This window comes from Tenacibaculum insulae (assembly GCF_964512435.1).
GTDB lineage: Bacteria > Bacteroidota > Bacteroidia > Flavobacteriales > Flavobacteriaceae > Polaribacter > Polaribacter insulae_A.
Genome location: NZ_OZ208512.1, coordinates 1,550,374 through 1,574,186, shown reverse-complemented (window position 1 = coordinate 1,574,186; position 23,813 = coordinate 1,550,374). Strand labels below are relative to the sequence as shown.

Genomic DNA, 23,813 nt, shown 5'->3' with positions numbered 1-23,813 from the left:
GATACGCTTTTTAGTTAACTTTTAATCTTGTTATTTATAAAATCCATCTCCAAATCGGTAATTTAATGTCAAGCCATGTGTATTTGGAGTCGGAGAATTACCTGAAGCCATGTTGTAATTATACACAAATCTCATATTTTTTACTGCATATAATCCTACCAATAAATTTAACGATCCATTGGTTCTATAACCTGCTCCTACTTCAAAATTGTTTTTAAAATTCACAGCCATATTTATATCGGTTTGCAATGCTGTACCAGATTCTTTTTTTAATAAAAAACTAGGTTTAAACATTATTTCTCTAAAAATATTATTAAAAAAACGATAACCACCATAAAGATAAAAAGGTGATGATAATTCTAAATTATCAACAGTGGCAAATTTTGTTCCCAATATATTCGGTGCAGACGCTCCAACAAATAAATTTTTATAATTATACATAATACCAACACCAACTGCTGGTATAGTTGCGTTTATATTTTGCTGAAAATTAGGATCGGAAACAATTCCTAAATCTAATAAATTATCTCTATAAAATTGCGCTCCAGCTGTAATTCCAAAAGAAAGCACAGTTGGGTAATAATGTTGCCAATGAGGTCTGTCTTCTACACTATCAAAAAAAAGCTTATATGAATATGCTGCAAAAATTGTTGTTGTTTTCGAAACACCAATTTCATCATGAATCACACCTAATCCTAAGCCCACATTTTTATCTCTTAACGATGAATTGAAACTAAATGTAGCGCTTTTTGGGGCTCCTTCTAATTCATTAAAAAAACCTGAACTACTTAAGGTTACTTCTGTATCTTTTTCAAAACCAGCATACGCCGAATTCAAAATAAAAACATTGTAATTATATTCTGAAAAAGTAGGTGTTTGTTGCCCAAAAGTTATTTGAAACACACAACAAAACCACATTATTAATACTGATTTATATATAGTTGACATAATAATTATCGTTTTAAAATCAAAAATCCTTTTAACTTCTTAAAGTTGTGATTTCCTGTAATTTGAATATTATAGAAATATGTTCCTGAAGGTAGCACGCCCGCTCCCATTGCTTTTTTCTTATTTGCTTCGCCTCTAAATACCTTTAAAACATTGTCGTAACCATTAATCTGATATACAATATCTCCCCAACGATTGTAAATACTAACAGTATTTTTAGGGTATTGCTCTATTCCTTTAATTTCCCAATATTCATTTATTCCATCTCCGTCTGGCGAAAAACCTTGTTGTATTTCCCCTCTCGTTTCTGTCGTAAAACTTGTTTCTACACAACCTATTGCATCGCCTGCGGAATTGTAAGCGGTGATTGTTACGTAATAAGTAGTGTTTGATAAGAAATCTGTCGATGGATTGTAAGTTAATACATTACCTACATCTTCGTTATTTACAACATCCGTTGCACCCGAACTCGTTCCGATACTAACTTTATAACCTGTTGCCGTTGCTATTGACGACCAACTTAAATTTGTACTTACTGACACATCTATTGCCTCATCCGAAGGACTGTTTAATATCGTACATGATGGCGCTACAACTACCGTTTCTGTGACAAAACTTGTTTCTGAACAACCTGTTGCATCACCTGCGGAATTGTAAGCGGTGATGGTTACGTAATAAGTTGTGTTTGATAAGAAATCTATCATTGGATTGTAAGTCAATACATTACCTACATCTTCATTATTGACAACATCGGTTGCGCCCAAACTTGTTCCGATACTAATTTTATAGCCTGTTGCCGTTGCTATTGATAACCAACTTAAATTTGTACTTACTGATACATCTGTTGTTCCATCCGAAGGACTGTTTAATATCGCACACGATGGTATTACAACTACCGTTTCTGTGGTAAAACTTGTTTCTGAACAACCTGTTGCATCGCCTGCTGAATTGTAAGCGGTGATTGTTACATAATAAGTTGTGTTTGATAAGAAATCTGTCGTTGGATTGTAACTTAAAACATTACCAACATCTTCATTATTTACAACATCGGTTGCGCCCGAAATTGTACCAATACTAACTTTATAACCTGTTACTGTTGCTACCGATGACCAACTTAAATTTGCGTTTACGGATATATCTGTTGTTCCATCCGAAGGATTATTTAATATCGTACACGATGGTATTACAACTACCGTTTCTGTTCTAAAACTTGCTTCTGAACAACCTGTGGCATCGCCTGCGGAATTGTAAGCGGTGATTGTTACATAATACGTCGTGTTGGATAAGAAATCTATCGTTGGATTGTAAGTCAATACATTACCTACATCTTCGTTATTTACAACATCGGTTGCGCCCGAACTAGTTCCGATACTAATTTTATAGCCTGTTGCCGTTGCTATTGATGACCAACTTAAATTTGTACTTACTGATACATCTGTTGTTCCATCCGAAGGACTGTTTAATATCGCACACGATGGTATTACAACTACCGTTTCTGTGGTAAAACTTGTTTCTGAACAACCTGTTGCATCGCCTGCGGAATTGTATGCGGTTATCGTTACATAATACGTTGTGCTGGATAAGAAATCTGTCATTATACTGTAAGTCAATACATTACCTACATCTTCATTATTGACAACATCGGTTGCGCCCAAACTTGTTCCGATACTAATTTTATAGCCTGTTGCCGTTGCTATTGATAACCAACTTAAATTTGTACTTACTGATACATCTGTTGTTCCATCCGAAGGACTGTTTAATACCGCACACGATGGTATTACAACTACCGTTTCTGTGGTAAAACTTGTTTCTGAACAACCTGTTGCATCGCCTGCGGAATTGTATGCGGTTATCGTTACATAATACGTTGTGTTGGATAAGAAATCTGTCATTGTACTATAAGTCAATACATTACCTACATCTTCATTATTGACAACATCGGTTGCGCCCAAACTTGTTCCGATACTAATTTTATAGCCTGTTGCCGTTGCTATTGATAACCAACTTAAATTTGTACTTACTGATACATCTGTTGTTCCATCCGAAGGACTGTTTAATATCGCACACGATGGTATTACAACTACCGTTTCTGTGGTAAAACTTGTTTCCACACAACCTGTTGCATTGCCTGCTGAATTATAAGCAATTATGGTTACATAATAAGTCGTGTTTGATAAGAAATCTATTGATGGATTGTAAGTCAATACATTACCAACATCTTCATTATTGACAACATCCGTTGCGCCCGAACTTGTTCCGATACTAATTTTATAGCCTGTTGCCGTTGCTATTGATAACCAACTTAAATTTGTACTTACTGATACATCTGTTGCTCCATCCGAAGGGCTGTTTAATATCGTACATGATGGCGCTACAACTACCGTTTCTGTTGTAAAGCTTGTTTCTGAACAACCTGTTGCATCGCCTGCTGAATTATAAGCGATGATTGTTACATAATACGTCGTGTTGGATAAGAAATCTATCGATGGATTGTAACTTAAAACATTACCTACATCTTCGTCATTTACAACATCCGTTGCACCCGAACTCGTTCCGACACTAACTTTATAACCTGCTGCCGTGGCTATTGATGACCAACTTAAATTTGTACTTACTGATACATCTGTTGTTCCGTTTGATGGTGTGGTTACCTCCGTACACGATGGTATTACAACTACTGTTTCTGTTGTAAAACTTGTTTCTAAACAACCTGTTGCATCGCCTGCCGTGTTATAAGCCGTTATTGTTACGTAATAAGTAGTGTTTGATAAGAAATCTGTTGTTGGATTGTAAGTCAATACATTACCTACATCTTCATTATTGACAACATCCGTTGCGCCCGAACTAGTTCCGATACTAATTTTATAGCCTGTTGCCATTGCTATTGATGACCAACTTAAATTTGTACTTACTGATACATCTGTTGTTCCATCCGAAGGACTGTTTAATACCGCACACGATGGAATCACAACCACTGTTTCTGTGGTAAAACTTGTTTCTGAACAACCTGTTGCATCGCCTGCGGAATTGTATGCGGTGATGGTTACATAATACGTCGTGTTGGATAAGAAATCTATCGTTGGATTGTAAGTCAATACATTACCTACATCTTCATTATTTACAACATCGGTTGCGCCCGAACTTGTTCCGATACTAACTTTATAGCCTGTTGCCGTTGCTATTGATGACCAACTTAAATTTGTACTTACGGATACATCTGTTGTTCCATCCGAAGGATTATTTAATATCGCACACGATGGTATTACAACTACCGTTTCTGTGGTAAAACTTGTTTCCACACAACCTGTTGCATTGCCTGCTGAATTATAAGCAATTATGGTTACATAATAAGTCGTGTTTGATAAGAAATCTGTCGTTGGATTGTAAATCAATACATTACCTACATCTTCATTATTGACAACATCGGTTGCGCCCGAACTTGTACCAACACTAACTTTATAGCCTGTTGCCGTTGCTATTGATGACCAACTTAAATTTGTACTTACTGATACATCTGTTGTTCCATCCGAAGGATTGTTTAATACCGCACACGATGGTATTACAACAACTGTTTCTGTTGTAAAACTTGTTTCTGAACAACCTGTTGCGTCGCCTGCTGAATTGTATGCGGTTATCGTTACATAATACGTCGTGTTTGATAAGAAATCTGTCGTTGGATTGTAAATCAATACATTACCAACATCTTCATTATTGACAACATCCGTTGCGCCCGAACTTGTTCCGATACTAATTTTATAGCCTGTTGCCGTTGCTATTGATAACCAACTTAAATTTGTACTTACTGATACATCTGTTGCTCCATCCGAAGGGCTGTTTAATATCGTACATGATGGCGCTACAACTACCGTTTCTGTTGTAAAGCTTGTTTCTGAACAACCTGTTGCATCGCCTGCTGAATTATAAGCGATGATTGTTACATAATACGTCGTGTTGGATAAGAAATCTATCGATGGATTGTAACTTAAAACATTACCTACATCTTCGTCATTTACAACATCCGTTGCACCCGAACTCGTTCCGACACTAACTTTATAACCTGTTGCCGTGGCTATTGATGACCAACTTAAATTTGTACTTACTGATACATCTGTTGTTCCGTTTGATGGTGTGGTTACCTCCGTACACGATGGTATTACAACTACTGTTTCTGTTGTAAAACTTGTTTCTAAACAACCTGTTGCATCGCCTGCCGTGTTATAAGCCGTTATTGTTACGTAATAAGTAGTGTTTGATAAGAAATCTGTTGTTGGATTGTAAGTCAATACATTACCTACATCTTCATTATTGACAACATCCGTTGCGCCCGAACTAGTTCCGATACTAATTTTATAGCCTGTTGCCATTGCTATTGATGACCAACTTAAATTTGTACTTACTGATACATCTGTTGTTCCATCCGAAGGACTGTTTAATACCGCACACGATGGAATCACAACCACTGTTTCTGTGGTAAAACTTGTTTCTGAACAACCTGTTGCATCGCCTGCGGAATTGTATGCGGTGATGGTTACATAATACGTCGTGTTGGATAAGAAATCTATCGTTGGATTGTAAGTCAATACATTACCTACATCTTCATTATTTACAACATCGGTTGCGCCCGAACTTGTTCCGATACTAACTTTATAGCCTGTTGACGTTGCTATTGATGACCAACTTAAATTTGTACTTACTGATACATCTGTTGCTCCATCCGAAGGACTGTTTAATACCGCACACGATGGAATCACAACCACTGTTTCTGTGGTAAAACTTGTTTCTGAACAACCTGTAGCATCGCCTGCGGAATTGTATGCGGTTATCGTTACATAATACGTTGTGTTGGATAAGAAATCTGTCATTGTACTATAAGTCAATACATTACCTACATCTTCATTATTGACAACATCGGTTGCGCCCAAACTTGTTCCGATACTAATTTTATAGCCTGTTGCCGTTGCTATTGATAACCAACTTAAATTTGTACTTACTGATACATCTGTTGTTCCATCCGAAGGACTGTTTAATACCGCACACGATGGTATTACAACTACCGTTTCTGTGGTAAAACTTGTTTCTGAACAACCTGTTGCATCGCCTGCGGAATTGTATGCGGTTATCGTTACATAATACGTTGTGTTGGATAAGAAATCTGTCATTGTACTATAAGTCAATACATTACCTACATCTTCATTATTGACAACATCGGTTGCGCCCGAACTTGTTCCGATACTAATTTTATAGCCTGTTGCCATTGCTATTGATGACCAACTTAAATTTGTACTTACTGATACATCTGTTGTTCCATCCGAAGGACTGTTTAATATCGTACATGATGGCGCTACAACTACCGTTTCTGTGGTAAAACTTGCTTCTGAACAACCTGTGGCATCGCCTGCGGAATTGTAAGCGGTGATTGTTACATAATACGTCGTGTTTGATAAGAAGTCTATCGATGGATTGTAACTTAAAACATTACCTACATCTTCGTTATTTACAACATCGGTTGCGCCTGAACTCGTTCCGACACTAACTTTATAGCCTGTTGCCGTTGCTATTGATAACCAACTTAAATTTGCGTTTACGGATATATCTGTAGCGCCATCCGAAGGATTGTTTAATACCGCACATGATGGCGCTACAACTACCGTTTCTGTTGTAAAACTTGTTTCTACACAACCTGTTGCGTCGCCTGCGGAATTGTAAGCGATTATGGTTACATAATACGTCGTGTTTGATAAGAAATCTGTCGATGGACTGTAAGTCAATACATTACCTACATCTTCATTATTTACAACATCCGTTGCACCTGAACTCGTTCCGACACTAACTTTATAGCCTGTTGACGTTGCTACCGATGACCAACTTAAATTACTCGTTACCGACACATCTATTGCCCCATCCGAAGGATTGTTTAATATCGCACACGATGGTATTATTCCACAATTTTTACCAGCATCAGTAATTATCCAACTATCAGAACCGATCATTATTGCTCTTGCTGCTTCACCTAAACAATAGGTACTATTTCCTCCATGAAAAACAACACTTGTCTTTAATAACTGTGCATTCCATCCACTTAATAAAGCATCATAATTTGTGGTTGATAGTTTTGCGTCTTTAAACATAGTTGCCATATAGGTAACATTAGAAACATTCCAGTTTCCAATATTTTGATCAAAAACAGTTGCTTTTTCAAACATATTGGGCATATCGGTTACTAAACCTACATTCCAGTTTCCAATATCTTGATTAAAAGAACTAGCTTCTGAAAACATCCATCCCATTTTCGTTACATTAGAAACATCCCAACTACCAATATCTTGATTAAAGGAAGTTGCTTTTCTAAACATAGAGGCCATATCGGTTACTAAACCTACATTCCACTCTCCAATATCTTGATTAAAAGAACTAGCTTCTCTAAACATCCACGACATATTCGTAACATTAGAAACATCCCAACTACCTATATTATGATTAAAGGAAGTTGCTGTATGAAACATCCCCGCCGTAGTAGTTACGTTAGCCACATTCCAACTACTAATATCTTGATTAAAGGCTGTTGCTCCTTGAAACATATAACTCATATCTGTTACATTAGACACATCCCAACTACCAATATCTTGATTAAAGGAAGTTGCCATTACAAACATTTTTGTCATATTCGTTACACCAGATACATTCCAATTATTAACATTTTTGTTAAATTGAGTAGCACCAGCAAACACATACTCCATATTGGTTACATTAGAAACATCCCAACTACTAATATCTTGATTAAAAGAACTAGCTCCCCAAAAAATCCCCCTCATAAACGTTACACTAGAAACATTCCAACTACCAATATTTTGATTAAAGGAAGGTACATTATAAAACATTTCTACCATACTTGTTACATTAGACACATCCCAACTACCAATATCTTGATTAAAGGAAGTTGCCTTATAAAACATCCACTCCATGTTAGTTACATTAGACACATCCCAACTACCAATATCTTGATTAAAGGAAGTTGCTGTATGAAACATACTATACATATCTGTTACATTCGCTAAATCTGGTTTATCTATTGCATTAATTTCTATATTTTTACATCCTTTAAATGCACTTCTCATTGAAGTCCACTGGTTATTTCCCCATTGGTCAACCGAAAGTATTTTTTCTTTATCGCCTGTATTGTTAAAATAAACATGTGGAAAAGTTCCTCTAATTCGTATAGTATAAGTTCCTGCTGTTAAAAAATCGTGGGTAGCTGTCCCTGTAATTCCTAACTCATCAAAAGTTCCATCATTATCCCAATCTACATCATAATTATAGGTTGTAGTACCGTGTGTTGGAATTGTTATTGAGGTTGTTGATGATGTTCCTGGATTATCCGTTTTCCAAGTAGTTACAAAATCTGTAGTATTTAATGTACAAGCTAATGCTTCTAATCCACCATCGGTAATTGTCCAATTATCAGAATTTATCATTGTTACTCTTGCTGCTTCACCTAAACAATAGGTACTATTTCCTCCATCAAAAACAACATTCGATTGTAATATTTGTGCATTCCAGCCATTTAATAAAGCATCATAATTTGTAGTTGATAATTTTGCGTCTTTAAACATGTTTTCCATGGTAGTAACATTTGCTACATTCCATCCACTAATATCTTGATCAAACAATGTTGCTCCTCTAAACATTTGTTGCATATCCGTTACGGCACCTACATCCCAACTACTCAAATCTTGATTAAATGCTGTTACTAACCTAAACATTGCGTCCATATTAGTAACATTTGAAACATTCCAACTACTCAAATCCTGATTAAACAAAGGAGCTTGAGAAAACATTACTCTCATGCTTGACACTTTAGATACGTTCCAACTACCAATATCTTGATTAAATGCTGTTGCTCCCCAAAACATCCCTTCCATATTAGTGACACTAGACACATTCCAACTACCGATATCCTGATTAAATGCTGTTGCTGATGCAAACATCCAATACATATCAGTTACATTAGACACATCCCAAGTGCTGATATTTTGATTGAATGCTGTTGCTGATGCGAATACTGCTTGCATGTTAGTAATAGTACTAACATCCCAGCCACTGATATCTTGATTTAAACTACTAGCACCAAAAAACATATTATTCATGTCAGTTGCGTTCGTTAAATCTGGTTTATCTATAGCATTAACTTCTATATTTTTACACCCTCTAAACGCCTTACCCATTGAAGTCCATTGGTTATTTCCCCATTGATCAACCGAAAGTATTTTTTCTTTATCACCTGTATTATTAAAGTAAATACGTGGAAAAGTTCCTTTAATTCGTATAGTATAAGTTCCAGCAGTTAAAAAATCGTGGGTAACTGATCCTGTAATTCCAAATTCATCAAATATTCCATCATTATCCCAATCTACATCGTAATTATACACACCACCTGTTGTTGGAATTGTTATTGAAGTTGCTGAGGAAGCTCCTGGATTATCCGTTTTCCAAGTGGTTACAAAATCCGTAGTGGTTAATGTACATGCCAATCCATTATCAGTAATTGTCCAATTATCTGTACTGGTCATATTATTTCTTGCTGTTTTTCCCGAACAATAAGTACTATTACCTCCATGAAAAACAACATTTGGTTGTAATGTTTGTGCATTCCATCCGTTTAATAATGCATCGTAGTTTGCTGTTGAAAGTTCTACATTTCTAAACATTTCTGTCATATTAATAACTTTAGAAACATTCCAACCACCAATATTTTGATCAAAAGTTAAAGCATCATTAAACATATAGCTCATGTTTGTTACATTAAAAACATCCCAACCACTTATATCTTGATTAAAATCTACAGCGTAATTAAACATGTAACTCATATTCGTTACATTAGAAACATCCCAACTACCAATATCTTGATTAAAAGCCCTTGCTCTAGAAAACATTTCTTTCATATTGGTAACGTTAGCAACATTCCAATTACCAATATTTTGATTGAAGAAGTTATTTTGCTTAAACATCAAGCTCATATCAGTAACTTTTGAGACATCCCAAAGGCTTATATTTTCATTAAATATTGCCCCTTCAAACATAGATCTCATTGTTTTTACTTTAGACACATTCCAAGCACTGATATTTTGATTAAAAGAGGTTGATTTCCAAAACATAAAACTCATCAGTTCTACATTAGACACATCCCAACTACTAATATCTTGATTAAAAGCATCTGTTGAGGCAAACATCCATTGCATCCATTTTACCTTTGATACATCCCAACTACTAATATCTTGATTAAATGCTTTTGCTGATGAAAACATCCATCCCATACTGGTTACGTTAGACACATCCCAACTACTAATATTTTGATTAAAAGAACTTGCTATGGCAAACAGCGAGGTCATATTTTCTATATTAGAAACATCCCAACCACTAATATCTTGGTTTAAAGAACTTGCTCCCCAAAACATTTCTCTCATGTTTGTCATTATCGATAAATCGGGTGAATCGGATGCATTTATTGCTAAGTTTTTACATCCTTTAAATGCTGCTTCCATTGAAGTCCATTGGTTATTTCCCCATTGATCAACCGAAAGTATTTTTTCTTTATCGCCAGAATTGATAAAATAAATACGTGGAAAAGTTCCTTTAATTCGTATAGTGTACGTTCCTGTGGTTAAAAAATCGTGGGTAACTGATCCTGTAATTCCAAATTCATCAAAAATTCCATCATTATCCCAATCTACATCGTAATTATATGTTGTACTACTATGTGTTGGAATTGTTATTGAAGTTGCTGAAGAACTCCCTGGATTATCGGTTTTCCAAGTGGTTACAAAATCCGTAGTGGTTAATGTACATGCCAATCCATTATCAGTAATTGTCCAATTATCTGTACTGGTCATATCATTTCTTGCTGTTTTTCCCGAACAATAAGTACTATTACCTCCATGAAAAACAACATTTGGTTGTAATACTTGTGCATTCCATCCGTTTAATAATGCATCGTAGTTTGTGGTTGATAATTTTGCATCTTTAAACATATCTACCATGTTACTCACATTAGAAACATTCCAGCTACCAATATTTTGATCAAAAGAAGTTGCATACTTAAACATTTCTTTCATAGAAGTAACATTAGAAACATTCCAATTACCAATGTCTTGATTAAATGAATTAGCAAACATGAACATTCCTTCCATAGTGATAACACTAGAAACATCCCAATTACTTATATCTTGATTAAAGGAATTTACTGCTATAAACATCCGATACATATCGGTTACTTTAGAAACATCCCAGCTACTAATATCTTGATTAAATGTATTTGTGTAATAAAACATTCCTCGCATAGTAGTAACCTTAGAGACATCCCAACTACCAATATCTTGGTTAAAAACTGATGCATACATGAACATTTTTTCCATATTGGTTATCTTAGAAACATTCCAATTACCAATGTCTTGATTAAAAACTGATGCTGAAAAAAACATATATTTCATCGTTTCTACAGAAGAAACATCCCAATTACTTATATCCTGATTAAAAACATCCGCATCGTAAAACATTCTATACATCGTGGTTACAGAGGAAACATCCCAACCTGAAATATCTCCATTAAAGGAAGTTGCTTTTTCAAAAACACCACTCATCACACTCACATTGCTTACATTCCAATTATTAAGGTTTTTATTAAAACTACTTGCTTCATAAAACATATAGTTTAATGACGTAACTGAAGAAACATCCCATGAGCTTATATCTTGATTAAAAATAGTTGCTTTTGCAAATAACTCACCCATATCCGTTATTGTACTAACATCCCAATTACCAATGTCTTGATTAAAGTTTTCTGCTCCATAAAACATTAACTTCATACTTGTTGCTGTCGATAAATCTGGTGAATCTGGTGCATTTATTTCTAATTTTTTACATCCAAAAAAAGCCTTTTCCATTGAAGCCCATTGATTATCTCCCCATTGATCAACTGAAAGTATTTTTTCTTTATCGCCTGTGTTATTAAAATAAATACGTGGAAAATCTCCTCTAATTCGTATAGTATAAGTTCCTGCGGTTAAAAAATCGTGGGTAACCGACCCTGTAATTCCTGTTTCATCAAAAATTCCATCATTATCCCAATCTACATCGTAATTATACACACCACCTGTTGTTGGAATTGTTATTGAAGTTGCTGACGAAGTCCCTGAATTATCCGTTTTCCAAGTAGTTACAAAATCCGTAGTACTTAAAGCACATGCTAATCCGCCATCAGTAATTGTCCAATTATCTGTACTTGTTATGTTGTCTCTTGCTGACTGTGCTGTACAATAGGTACTATTCCCACCACTAAAAACAACATTGGGTTGTAATACTTGTGCGTTCCATCCGTTTAATAAAGCATCATAGTTTGTGGTGGATAGTTTCATATAGCTAAACATGCGATTCATGTTAGTTACATTCGTTACGTTCCAACTTCCTAAATTTTGATCAAACACAATTGCTTTTTCAAACATGCTTTCCATGTTGGTAACAGATGTTACATCCCAACTACTTATATCTTGATTAAATAAATCGGTATACCTAAACATACTTTCCATAGTTGTTACCGAACTTACATTCCAACCACTAATATTTTGATTAAAAATGGTTGCTTCTCTAAACATATCTTCCATCGAAGTAACTGAAGCTACATTCCAACCACTTATGTCTTGATTAAATACGGTTGCTTTTTGAAACATCCTTGGCATTTGTGTTACTTTACTAACATCCCAATTTGTTATATTTCCATTAAATGCTGTTGCATTCCAAAACACCCCCATCATATTGGTTACGTTACTAACATCCCAATTACTTAAATCTTGATTAAATGAAGTTGCGCTATGAAACATATTTGCTATGTTTACTACTGATGAAGTATCCCATAAACCAATAGGTTGATTAAAGGCTGTTACCCCATCAAACATACTATTCATGTTGATTACCTTACTTACATCCCAACCACTAATATCAGAATTAAAGTCTTTTGCCCAAGCTAACATTACGCCCATATTGGTAACATTACTTACATTCCATCCAGAAATATCTTGATTAAAAGCTTTTGCGCCCCAAAACATAGAATTCATATCTGTTACTGAGCCTACATCCCATAAACCTACATCTTGATTGAATACAGTGTTTTGAAAAAACATAGATTTCATTGTTTTTACTTTTGATGTATTCCAATTACCTATAGGTTGATTATAAGAACAATAAGAAAACATGTATCCCATATTTGTAACATTACTAACATCCCAACTGTTAATATCTCCGCTAAATGCTTCAGAGAAATAAAACATCCAACTCAAGTTGGTTACCTTACTCGTATTCCATGATGAAATATCTTGATTAAAAGCTTTTGATGATGAAAACATTGACCTCATATCTGTTACACTTCCAACATTCCAAACCCCAATAGGTTGATTAAAAACTGCTGTAGATGAAAACATGCCTGACATATTGGTAACATTACCAACATTCCAACCAGAAATATCTTGATTAAAGGCTTTTGATGACGAAAACATTGATCTCATATCTACCACATTACTCACATCCCAACTAGAGAGGTCTTGATTAAAAATTGTAGTTGATGAAAACAAACCACTCATGTCTGTTATTGTACTAACATCCCAACTATTAAGGCTCTGATTAAGGCTTGCTGCTCCAGAAAACATATATTTCATACTTGTTGCCATAGACAAATCTGGTACATCAGCTGCATTTACCTCTAAATTTTTACATCCATAAAAAGCTCTTTCCATAGAAGTCCACTTTCCACTTCCCCATTGATCAACAGAAAGTAATTTTTCTTTATCGTCTTTATTATCAAAATAAATACGAGGAAAGCTTCCTCTAATTTGTATGGTGTACGTTCCTGCGGTTAAAAAATCGTGCGTAATAGATCCGTTAATTCCTAACTCGTCAAAAACCCCATCATTATCCCAATCTACATCGTAATTATACCCACTACTTGTTGTAGGAATTGTGATTGAGGTTGCTGATGAAGTTCCTGGATTATCTGTTTTCCAAGTAGTAATAAAGTTTTGAGCAGAAATTGTGTAGGTAAAAAAGCACAGAATAATGGTAACTATAGCTTTCATGTTTAGGAGAATCTTTTATATTGTTTATAACATTACACTTATACGACTAAGTATTTTAGTGTTTAATTTTAGATGTATTTGTTTAATAAAAACAGCAAACCATTAACACATAACATTTTTGTTATTTGTTATAAGACAAAATTATAAGTATCAAGTGTGATTATTATCCCTTGTAAAAGGTAAAATTGTTATCCCTGAAAACAGGGATAAAGCGATAGAATTACTAAAAAACACCAAATACCAAATACGATAATATGGTATTTGGTGCTTTTGTGTTATTTATAAACGCAACTAATTACTTTCCTGAAAAACGCTTAAAAAACTCGTTTAAATCTTCTTTTGATGGTCGATTTCCCGAAAACGGAACCATATCCCAACGATTACCATCTTCTTTTAACTCGAAACGAAACATTGAAGTAGTTGCTTTTGTTGGATTTAATAAAGGGTAACGCAAATCTAAATATTGAATATTTTTTGATGAATCCATCGGAGCCAAATTATAATATCCGTTGCTAAACCAAATAAGTGTTTTTATATCTGGATGATTTACATCTAACAATTTCCGATTTTTGGGAATTGTTAAGATTGTATCCACACTTCTTTTTTTATCAAATAGCGAATAAAAACCGACTTTATATTCTTTTTCAGTTTCGGCAACGCCATACCATAAAACATTATTAAAAATTGTTGGTTGGGTAGAATATCTGCTATAAGTAACTCCTGCTTTATCAAAAGAATCTTTAAAAACAGTATCTACATAAATCTTATTACCAAGCGTAAATAACATATAGGCAGAACTAATATAAACACCCGCTTTTACCCAAGTTGCTCTTCTGGTTCGTTTTCGATTATAAAACATGGCTACGATTAAACAAACTAAAAACGGCAATGTATATAAAGGATCTACCACCGAAATATTATTAAACGCAACTCGATAATTAGAAAAAGGTAAAAACAACTGCGTTCCGTAAGGTGTAAAACTATCTAAAATTGGATGCGTAAATATGGCTAAAAAATACAGCCAAATCCAATTTTTTAAAGTTGTAGTTTCTACTCGTTTTCCTTTATTATACAGTTTAAAAGTTATCCATCCGAAGAAAAAAGAACCTAAAAAAGCAAACAAAATAGAATGCATAAAACCTCTATGAAAAGCCATGGCATCAATTTCATTTCCGTACAACCATCCGCCTATAAAAACATCTAAATCGGGTATTGTGCCACCAATGGCACCAAACAATAATGCTTTGTTACCTATTCTTTTACCAAGTACTAATTCGCCACAAGCAGCACCTAAAACAATTTGAGTTAATGAATCCATAGCCGACAAAAGTACTCAATTGATTCTACTTGTGTAATTCTATTCAAAATCGTAACATTACAATCCGAAAAAATACGATACAATGCAAGACGGTAAAAATATATCTGAAATAAAAATAGAAGATCAAAAAATAATTAAAAATAGTGAATTAAATATATGGGAAGCTTTAATTCCTGTACTTGCTTTAATTGCTATGTTAGCCTATAATGTTTTTGTTTATGGTGATGATGCTTTAAGTGGTAGTAATCAATTTATTTTATTATTAGGAGGTGCTGTTGCAGCTATTGTAGGATTTAAAAACAAGGTTTCTTACGAAAGAATGATGGAAGAAGTTGCTGAGAATATAAAATCTACAGCTGGTGCTATTTTAATTCTTTTAATGGTTGGTTCTTTAGCGGGAACTTGGTTAATAAGTGGTATTATTCCCTCTATGATTTACTATGGATTACAAATTTTAAATCCAACAATATTCTTAGTAGCTTGTTTAATTATTTGTGCTGTAATTTCTATTGCTACTGGTAGTTCTTGGACAACTTCTGCAACTGTAGGTATTGCTTTAATAGGAATTGGAGAAGCTTTAGGAATCTCATTAGGAATGACAGCTGGTGCTGTTTTATCTGGCGCTTATTTTGGTGATAAAATGTCTCCAATGTCTGACACAACAAACCTAGCTCCTGCTATGGCTGGTACCGATTTGTTTACTCATATTCGTTATATGTCATACACAACGGTTCCCACATTTGTTGTAACCATGATCTTTTTTATCATTTTAGGATTTACCCAAACAGCTACCGGAGAAGCAAATACTCAAAACTTATTAACGGATATAGACAAAGCTTTTAATATTTCTCCTTGGCTATTTTTAGTTCCAATATTAGTAATTGTTTTAATTATAAAAAAGACTCCTCCATTAATTGCTTTATTAGCAGGAACAATTTTAGGCGGAATTTTTGCATTAATCTTTCAACCCCATGTTGTTGCACAAGTTGCTGGTGTAAAAAATTTAGATTTCACCTCAGCTTATAAAGGTGTAATGCAAGCCATAACTGTTGAAACTTCTGTTGCTACAGATAATGAAATTTTAAAAGATTTATTTACCGCTGGTGGTATGAAAAAAATGCTAGGTACTGTTTGGTTAATACTATTAGCTATGGTTTTTGGTGGAGTTATGGATGCCATCGGAGCATTGGCAAGAATTAGTAGTTTTATGTTAGGACTATTCGATTCTGTATTTGGCTTATTTGCAAGTACAGTAACAACTTGTGTTGGTTTAAACTTTACTGCTTCCGATCAATATTTAGCCATTGTAGTACCTGGTAAAATGTACGCAAAAGCATATAAGGATAAAGGTTTAGCTCCCGAAAATTTAAGTAGAACTCTTGAAGATTCTGGTACAGTAACCTCTGTATTAATTCCTTGGAATACTTGTGGAGCTTATCACTCTGGCGTATTAGGAGTGCCAGTTATAGATTACGCTTTTTATGCTATGTTTAACTGGATGAGTCCGTTTATGACTTTATTATTTGCTGCTTTTAGAATTAAAATTAGAGAAATCACTAAAAAATAATAACAGGCCTCACTTTAATAGTGAGGCTTTTTTTATGATTACAAAAGCCACCATAAAAGATGTTGATTTACTTACCAATATTGCTTTAATATCAAAAGCACATTGGGGATACTCTAACGAGTTAATAGAAAGTTGGCGGACTGATTTAACTGTTACTTTAAAAATGATAGAAGAAGCAATGGTTTATAAATTTATTCAAAACAATAAAATTGCAGGGTTTTATATTTTAAATCAATCAAAAGAAAATAATATTGAATTAGAAATGTTATTTATTCTTCCTGAATTTATAGGAAAAGGGATTGGCAAAAAATTATTATTACATGCTTTTAAAGAATCACAAAGGTTAAATACTAACACAATAACACTATTAGCAGACCCAAATGCAATTGCTTTTTATAAAAGTCAAGGATTTAAAATTATTGATAAAAAAGAAAGTACTATTCCGAATCGGTTTTTACCAATAATGCAGAAAGATTTAACAAGATAGACACTACCAAAAACACCCAAGGTGTTCCGTGTAAAAACACATCAAAAATGTCTTTAAAACGCATCGCCTGTTCTCCTAAAAATGCATTTCCTCCAATAATCCATTGTAGTTTACCAACAATATGTGGCGGATTAAAAGGTGCCAATCCTAAGGTTAAACTTGCTATTAAAAATAGTTTCCAGTTGTTTTTTAGTTGCCTCTTCAAGTCATATTAATTATAACTCATCTGCCATATTATGGCTAGATAAACCAGTTCCAAACAACACCAAAACGAATTACAAAATCTCTATACGGAGTATTTGGTGCCGATAAATAATTTTTCTTAAAAAAGAAAGAACTCACATTATCTGCCTTAAAATAAATACGCGTTCTGCGCACTCTTCCGTTAAAAAACAAATCAACTGTAGGATAGCCAATTTCTGTATCATTTTGTATTCTAAATTCCGCTAATAGCGGATTATAAGCATTTGCTTTGTACTTAGAAAAGTAATTAAAAGTAGCTCCTATTTGTACAAATAACGGATTTCCTTTAAACCAATTATCCGAATAATAAAACGTATTTCTTGTTACAAATTCAGGCACTCTAAAAACAGAATCTCCATTCGCAACTTTTTGATACATTAAAGTATTATCTAAAGCAAACTTACCCATGGTAAATTCTTTTGACACTTTAGCTTTTAAATAATTTACATTTTCTGAAAACTGCTGCGGTAAGCTATTTTCATCAAAATAAGTATAATTATCAATATTTGTAATATCTACAGATGCATTACCCCATTTAGATTCGAAAACACCACCCAAAGTTCTTGTACCTACTGATGTAAAATCATTTTCCCAGTTGTAATCATTATAACTACTCTGATGTAATAAATAGTTAAAATTAGGTAGTTTATTACTAATTTCTAATTGTGCTTTTACAGTAAACAAACTGTCTTTTTTATAAAATGCTTCCGCTTTTAAATTATTTCCCGAAAGCCTTCCGCTACCAGGAGTTAAATTACCTGATGCATTTATATGAAAATTTTTAATGCTCCCTTTCCAGTTTGCACCAAAGGAAACTCCATCTCCTTTTAATTTATTTTTAGTAATACCAACCAAGTTATTTTGTAAGTTTTCATAACCATAATTATAAGTCGTATAACCTGTTTTTACTCTAAAATTACCTAATATATATTTGGAATTAAAATCTAAAAAAACTTCATTGTTATATAATAAAAAATTGGCTCTGTCACTTACATTTCCCGACGAATTAGAATCTCCAAAAACCAAAGGAGTTCTTGCCGATTGATTAAAACGATAAAACTTAGATTCTCTTGTAAACGAATGCCCAACTTTTAAATTTGTAAAATCCTTTTGATGTAAGCTATCTTTTGCTGATAACAGTTTAAAAGTATGCTCAAAAAACAAACGTTTTCCTTCTAATGTATTTTCTGCATCTGGCAAGGTAACATCTAACCTGCCTCTATTACCACTAAAATTAGGATCGTCATTTAAAAAAGCTGTTAACGCTATATCCGTTAATCCTCCGTTTTCTTCATTAAAAAAGTCTTGATTTACGGCTTGTCCTCTTATAGCATATTGTCCTTTCGGACTTTCATACCTAAAACTCAATCTAAAATTACCAGTACTTGCTAGCGATCGTCTATATTTCCCTAATGATCTAAGTCCTTTATAAGCAATACCAACATTAAATCTTTTAGAAAAATTTGTAGTAAATAATATATCTAAAACCTGCCCTTGTTCTAATCCTGTTCTGTATAAAACTTCGGTTGTTGGTGTTGGTACATGATAATAATTTACATCATCAATTTCAAAAAAACCAAATTGTTTGGCTCTAAAACCAATATCAGGAAACTGAGAAATATCTTTAAAACTATATCCTAAATTATTAAATGTTTGTCCTTGATTATGAAATGGCAATAATTCGAAATTATCCTTTCTTAAAAAATTAAATTTATAATGTTTTTTTAATGTAAGTGTAGTATCAATAATCGTTGTATCATTTTTAGATGATATAATTTTATAATCTGTATATTTTGTTTTACCACTAAGTTGTACATTAATTTCATCTGATGATAAAGAATCTATATTAACAGTACCTCTTCCTAAACCACCACCAACAAATCCGCCTCTAGCCAACTTTCTTTCTTGAGAAAAAAGTACCTGAACACTTAGTAAGCAAAAAAATAATAAAAAGTAATTTTTCATAGCAACAAAAGTAAAATATTTAAACGAAACTGCTACGACCAGAACGACATAAACCTCTGTTAAAGTATATCTACCTATTATATTTAATTTTGTGTACTTATTTTTAAAAAAGATTAACTCACTTCTTTATTAATTTCATTGAAAACTGTTAATTTGTAGCATGTTGAAATTTAATTATAGCGGACACGTATTAGAAGCTGGAACTGATGAAGCCGGTAGAGGATGTTTATCGGGACCTGTAGTAGCTGCAGCTGTTATTTTACCTGAAAATTTTCAGCACGAATTACTTAACGACTCTAAACAACTTTCAGAAAAAAAACGCCAAGAATTACGCCCTTATATCGAAAAACATGCACTCGCCTACGCTGTTACTTTTGTAGATCATAAAGAAGTGGACGAAATAAACGTTTTGCAAGCATCAATAATTGGTATGCAACGCGCTATTGCGCAACTTTTACCACAACCAGAGTTTATTATTGTTGATGGTAATAAATTTAAACCGTACAAAGAAATTCCGCACGAAACTATTGTAAAAGGCGATGCTAAATTTATGAGTATTGCTGCAGCATCTGTTTTAGCAAAAACATATAGAGATGATTACATGGCAAAAATCCATGAAGAACATCCGCAGTATAATTGGAAAAAAAACAAAGGATATCCCACCAAAGAGCACCGAAATGCTATTCGAGAATTTGGCGCAACACCCTATCATCGTAAGACGTTTAAATTACTTCCAGAACAGTTTAAATTAAAACTTTAGTTTTTCTATTTTTGTCATCCAATATTTTAAAAGATGATTAAAAGAACGCGTGCCGAAATTAGCAAATGTATTATTCATAAAGTAGCGAATAAATACAACAGTGGTCAAAACTCTTTCTCAGAAAGTTTAGTTCGTTTTGATGAAGAAAGCTACGAATTGTTAATGCCTTTTTTATTAAAAAACTTCGGTACAGTAACACAAAGTTATCGTTTTAATCATCATGCAGATGTTCGTTTAAATGAAATAAATAAATATACTTCTGATATTTTTGAGGATGAAAATACGTTTATCGAACATTCTAAAAACATTGTAAATCACTTATACGAACAATCAAATTCTGCAAACATAAAAACAGGAGATGTATTGGTTGTTTATTTTGAAGGTATTGAATATAAAGATATTTTAACCGAAGCCGTTGGAGTTTTTAAAATTGAAAGTAAAGTTGATTTTCTTCAAACTTATTTAGATGATGATAGTTTTGATGTGGTGGTTCAGAAAGGAATTTCAACAAAAAAACTAGACAAAGGTTGCTTAATTATAAATTCTTCGGATGCTGAAGGAACCGTAATTTTATCGGTAGATAATAATAATTATGATGCACAATATTGGATTAAAAACTTCTTAAACGCCAAATTTGCAGACGATCGTAATTTACATACTCAGAATTATTTAGAGATGTGTAAAGATTTTTCTGAAGAAATTATAAAACCCGAATTTGGTAAACAAGAACAAAGTAATTTCTTAGCCAACACGGTAGATTATTTTAAAGAAAATGAAAGTGTAGACTATCACGGATTTAAAGAAGAAATTTTTGAAGAAGACAAACACAAAGGAATGTTTGAAGATTATAAAAAACATTTCGAAAATTTAAATGATGTTTTAATTCGTAATAATTTTGAAGTTTCGGATGCTGTTTTAAAGAAAGAAAAAAGCAAGTTTAAAACCGAAATAAAACTCGACACTAACATCCAAATTAAAATTGACGTAGATGCTCCCGATGCTTCTTCAGACTATTTAGAACAAGGCTATGACGAGGATAAAAAAATGAAATATTACAAAGTTTTTTACAACACCGAAAAATAAGAATTAAAAAAGGGAACGTTTAAAACGTTCCCTTTTTTAATTCTTACTCCTTCTCTGCCATTTTCTTAACGTAATCGGTAATAATTACAATTTGAGTAGGTCCTACTTTACCCTCAATATATTTTGCGTTTTCATGATCTAAAGAAATTCTACGAACCGCCGTACCTTGTTTGGCAACCATACTAGAACCTTTTACTTTTAAATCTTTAATTAACACCACAGAATCACCTGCTTGTAAAATAGCTCCGTTTGCATCTCGGTGAATTATTTTTTCACTTTCATCTAAATGATCTCCGCTTTCTTTCGCAAAACGTAAATCATCATCTTCTAAATACAACATGTCTAGTAAATCTTGCGGCCAACCTTCTTTACGAAGTCTCGATAACATTCTCCAAGCAACAACTTTTACAGCTCTAAACTCACTCCACATGCTATCGTTTAAACAACGCCAGTGATTTGCATCCGTTTTATCTGTATCTTCAATTTGCTCAATACAAGTAGCACAAGCTAATAAACTTCCGTCTACTCCACCAACTGACATTGGAGGTACTTCATAAATTGATAAATCATTTTTTGAAGCACATAATTCACATTGACTTCCACTTCTTTTTTCTAAATCTTGTAATAAACTCATTTTTATTTCACGCTAATATTAAGATTTGTAAAAATACATCTTTATTTTATGCTTTTCTAAAAGCATAAAAAGATATCAAATATAATTTTACAGCTTGATTACTAAAACAAAAAAACGAAAGATATAGTCTTTCGTTTTTTTTATAATTTTATAAGAATTTTTTAATTTTCAAAATACAAATCAATCAATCCTTCTGGAGTTTCAACCTCAATTGTTTTATTTGCTCTATCTACTTTTTTAATAAAGTCATCAATCATAGGAATAAATATTTCAGTTCCCTCATTTTCAATTTCAAAAAGAGGTTGTGCTGCTTTATCATTTATGTAGGCTAAAGTACCTACGGTACCAAAGTTTTTATCAACAATGGTAAAACCTATAACTTCATGATAATAAAACTTGTTTCCTGATAATTTAGGCAATAAATTTAAAGGCAAGTAAATTCCTGCGCGCATAATTGCATCGGCATCGGCCTCAGAATCTACATCTTCAAATTTTACGCGAAACATAGTACTTTTACTTAACGAAGATTTTTCAATAAAAAAAGGAACCAGATTATTGCCGAGATCGACAAAAACTGATTCCAAATTTTCGTAAAGATCGGGTTCATCAGTATCTAACTTAATAACTACCTCACCCTTAAAACTATGTTTTTTAACGATTTTGCCAAGATAAAAGCAATCTTCTTTTTGCATCATCGTAGTAACAGTTTTTATTCTTCGCTATCCGCTCCGTTTTCAGCAGCTACTTCTTCTGTATCTTCTACAGCAGGAGTGTTAGCAGCAATACGTGCAGCATTTACAGCTTTTTCAGCATCTAAAGCTTTTGCTTTTGCATCAGCATCAGCCTTTGCTAAACCATCAACTTTACCAGCAACTTTACCAGTTTTTTCTTCTAACCAAGCAGTAAACTTAGCAGCTGCTTGCTCTTCAGTTAAAGCACCTTTCTTTACTCCACCAGCTAAATGGTTTTTTAATAAAGCACCTTTGTAAGATAAAATGTTTCTAGCAGTGTCAGTTGGCTGAGCACCTTTTTGTAACCATTCTACAGCAGTATCAACATCTAAGTCAATTGTTGCAGGGTTTGTGTTAGGATTGTACGTTCCAATTTTTTCTAAGAAACGACCATCTCTTTTAGCTCTTGAATCAGCAGCTACCACCCAGTAAAATGGTTTTCCTTTTTTACCGTGTCTTTGTAATCTAATTTTTACAGGCATAATTTTAATTTTTAAGGTTCGCGACCTTGATTATTAATAAATCTTATCATCTCGTGATAAGTGGGCGCAAATGTATCAATTTTTTTTCATTAAAAAGAAAAAACAAAACATTATTGCAATAAAAAAGAGCCTGAAAAACAAGCTCTTAAGAAAATAAGTTGATTAGTATATTATAATACTCTAACGTCTACTGCGTTTAATCCTTTTCTTCCTTCTTTAAGTTCAAACTCTACAGTATCACCTTCTCTAACCTCATCGATTAATCCTGATACGTGTACAAAATGTTCTGTGTTTGATCCTGTTTCTGTAATGAATCCAAATCCTTTAGATTCATTGAAGAACTTTACTGTTCCTTCCATTGTAAAAAAATATTATATTTAATAAAGTGCAAAGATACTTTTAAAATTTGATACTTAATTAATTTTTAGCGTAATTATTTAAAACTTAACATCTACATAACAGTAGGTTATCTTTTTT

The 23,813-nt window shown here is 33.3% G+C and carries 13 protein-coding genes; 4 read left to right on the top strand and 9 right to left on the bottom strand.

Annotated features, from left to right (window positions below):
* Window positions 1-30 precede the first annotated feature (30 nt).
* The 3 genes from ACN5J5_RS07255 to ACN5J5_RS07245 form a co-directional block, all read right to left on the bottom strand.
* On the bottom strand, window positions 31-948 hold the full coding sequence (locus ACN5J5_RS07255; RefSeq protein WP_418644265.1) for a PorP/SprF family type IX secretion system membrane protein: 918 nt from the start codon (window positions 946-948) through the stop codon (window positions 31-33).
* 5 nt (window positions 949-953) lie between these two features.
* The gene (locus ACN5J5_RS07250) at window positions 954-14,066 is read right to left on the bottom strand and encodes a BspA family leucine-rich repeat surface protein (RefSeq protein ID WP_418644264.1); all 13,113 of its coding nucleotides are present in this window, start codon (window positions 14,064-14,066) and stop codon (window positions 954-956) included.
* Window positions 14,067-14,361: 295 nt separating this feature from the next.
* The gene (locus ACN5J5_RS07245; RefSeq protein ID WP_418644263.1) at window positions 14,362-15,384 is read right to left on the bottom strand and encodes a metal-dependent hydrolase; all 1,023 of its coding nucleotides are present in this window, start codon (window positions 15,382-15,384) and stop codon (window positions 14,362-14,364) included.
* Window positions 15,385-15,466: 82 nt separating this feature from the next.
* On the opposite strand from ACN5J5_RS07245, the gene nhaC reads away from it, so the two are divergent.
* Together nhaC and ACN5J5_RS07235 are read left to right on the top strand one after the other, a co-directional pair.
* The gene (gene nhaC / locus ACN5J5_RS07240; RefSeq protein ID WP_418644262.1) at window positions 15,467-16,951 is read left to right on the top strand and encodes a Na+/H+ antiporter NhaC; all 1,485 of its coding nucleotides are present in this window, start codon (window positions 15,467-15,469) and stop codon (window positions 16,949-16,951) included.
* Window positions 16,952-16,985: 34 nt separating this feature from the next.
* A complete protein-coding gene (locus tag ACN5J5_RS07235; RefSeq protein WP_418644261.1) occupies window positions 16,986-17,438 on the top strand; it encodes a GNAT family N-acetyltransferase in 453 nt (150 codons plus the stop codon).
* Here the strand turns inward: ACN5J5_RS07235 and ACN5J5_RS07230 are convergent.
* Together ACN5J5_RS07230 and ACN5J5_RS07225 are read right to left on the bottom strand one after the other, a co-directional pair.
* Window positions 17,389-17,643, bottom strand: a complete 255-nt coding sequence (locus ACN5J5_RS07230) for a hypothetical protein (RefSeq protein WP_418644260.1) — start codon at window positions 17,641-17,643, stop codon at window positions 17,389-17,391. The two genes, ACN5J5_RS07235 and ACN5J5_RS07230, sit on opposite strands and share 50 nt — an antisense overlap.
* Before the next feature lie 35 nt (window positions 17,644-17,678).
* Window positions 17,679-19,646: a putative porin gene (locus ACN5J5_RS07225; protein ID WP_418644259.1), complete on the bottom strand. Its 1,968-nt coding sequence runs from the start codon at window positions 19,644-19,646 to the stop codon at window positions 17,679-17,681.
* Between the two features lie 160 nt (window positions 19,647-19,806).
* Between ACN5J5_RS07225 and ACN5J5_RS07220 the strand changes: the two genes are divergently transcribed.
* Window positions 19,807-20,406: a ribonuclease HII gene (locus tag ACN5J5_RS07220; RefSeq protein ID WP_418644258.1), complete on the top strand. Its 600-nt coding sequence runs from the start codon at window positions 19,807-19,809 to the stop codon at window positions 20,404-20,406.
* A 33-nt stretch (window positions 20,407-20,439) separates the two neighbouring features.
* Window positions 20,440-21,489: a nucleoid-associated protein gene (locus tag ACN5J5_RS07215; RefSeq protein WP_418644257.1), complete on the top strand. Its 1,050-nt coding sequence runs from the start codon at window positions 20,440-20,442 to the stop codon at window positions 21,487-21,489.
* 43 nt (window positions 21,490-21,532) lie between these two features.
* Here the strand turns inward: ACN5J5_RS07215 and ACN5J5_RS07210 are convergent, their stop codons facing one another.
* The 4 genes from ACN5J5_RS07210 to ACN5J5_RS07195 all read right to left on the bottom strand — a co-directional run bounded on the left by ACN5J5_RS07210 (window position 21,533) and on the right by ACN5J5_RS07195 (window position 23,695).
* Window positions 21,533-22,123 carry a PhnA domain-containing protein gene (locus ACN5J5_RS07210; protein ID WP_418644256.1) on the bottom strand — a complete coding sequence of 197 codons (591 nt, stop codon included), beginning with the start codon at window positions 22,121-22,123 and terminating at the stop codon, window positions 21,533-21,535.
* Between the two features lie 161 nt (window positions 22,124-22,284).
* The gene (gene rimM, locus ACN5J5_RS07205) at window positions 22,285-22,815 is read right to left on the bottom strand and encodes a ribosome maturation factor RimM (RefSeq protein WP_418646537.1); all 531 of its coding nucleotides are present in this window, start codon (window positions 22,813-22,815) and stop codon (window positions 22,285-22,287) included.
* A 17-nt stretch (window positions 22,816-22,832) separates the two neighbouring features.
* Window positions 22,833-23,336, bottom strand: a complete 504-nt coding sequence (locus tag ACN5J5_RS07200) for a 30S ribosomal protein S16 (RefSeq protein WP_418644255.1) — start codon at window positions 23,334-23,336, stop codon at window positions 22,833-22,835.
* Between the two features lie 170 nt (window positions 23,337-23,506).
* A complete protein-coding gene (locus tag ACN5J5_RS07195) occupies window positions 23,507-23,695 on the bottom strand; it encodes a cold-shock protein (protein ID WP_418644254.1) in 189 nt (62 codons plus the stop codon).
* Window positions 23,696-23,813 lie beyond the last annotated feature (118 nt).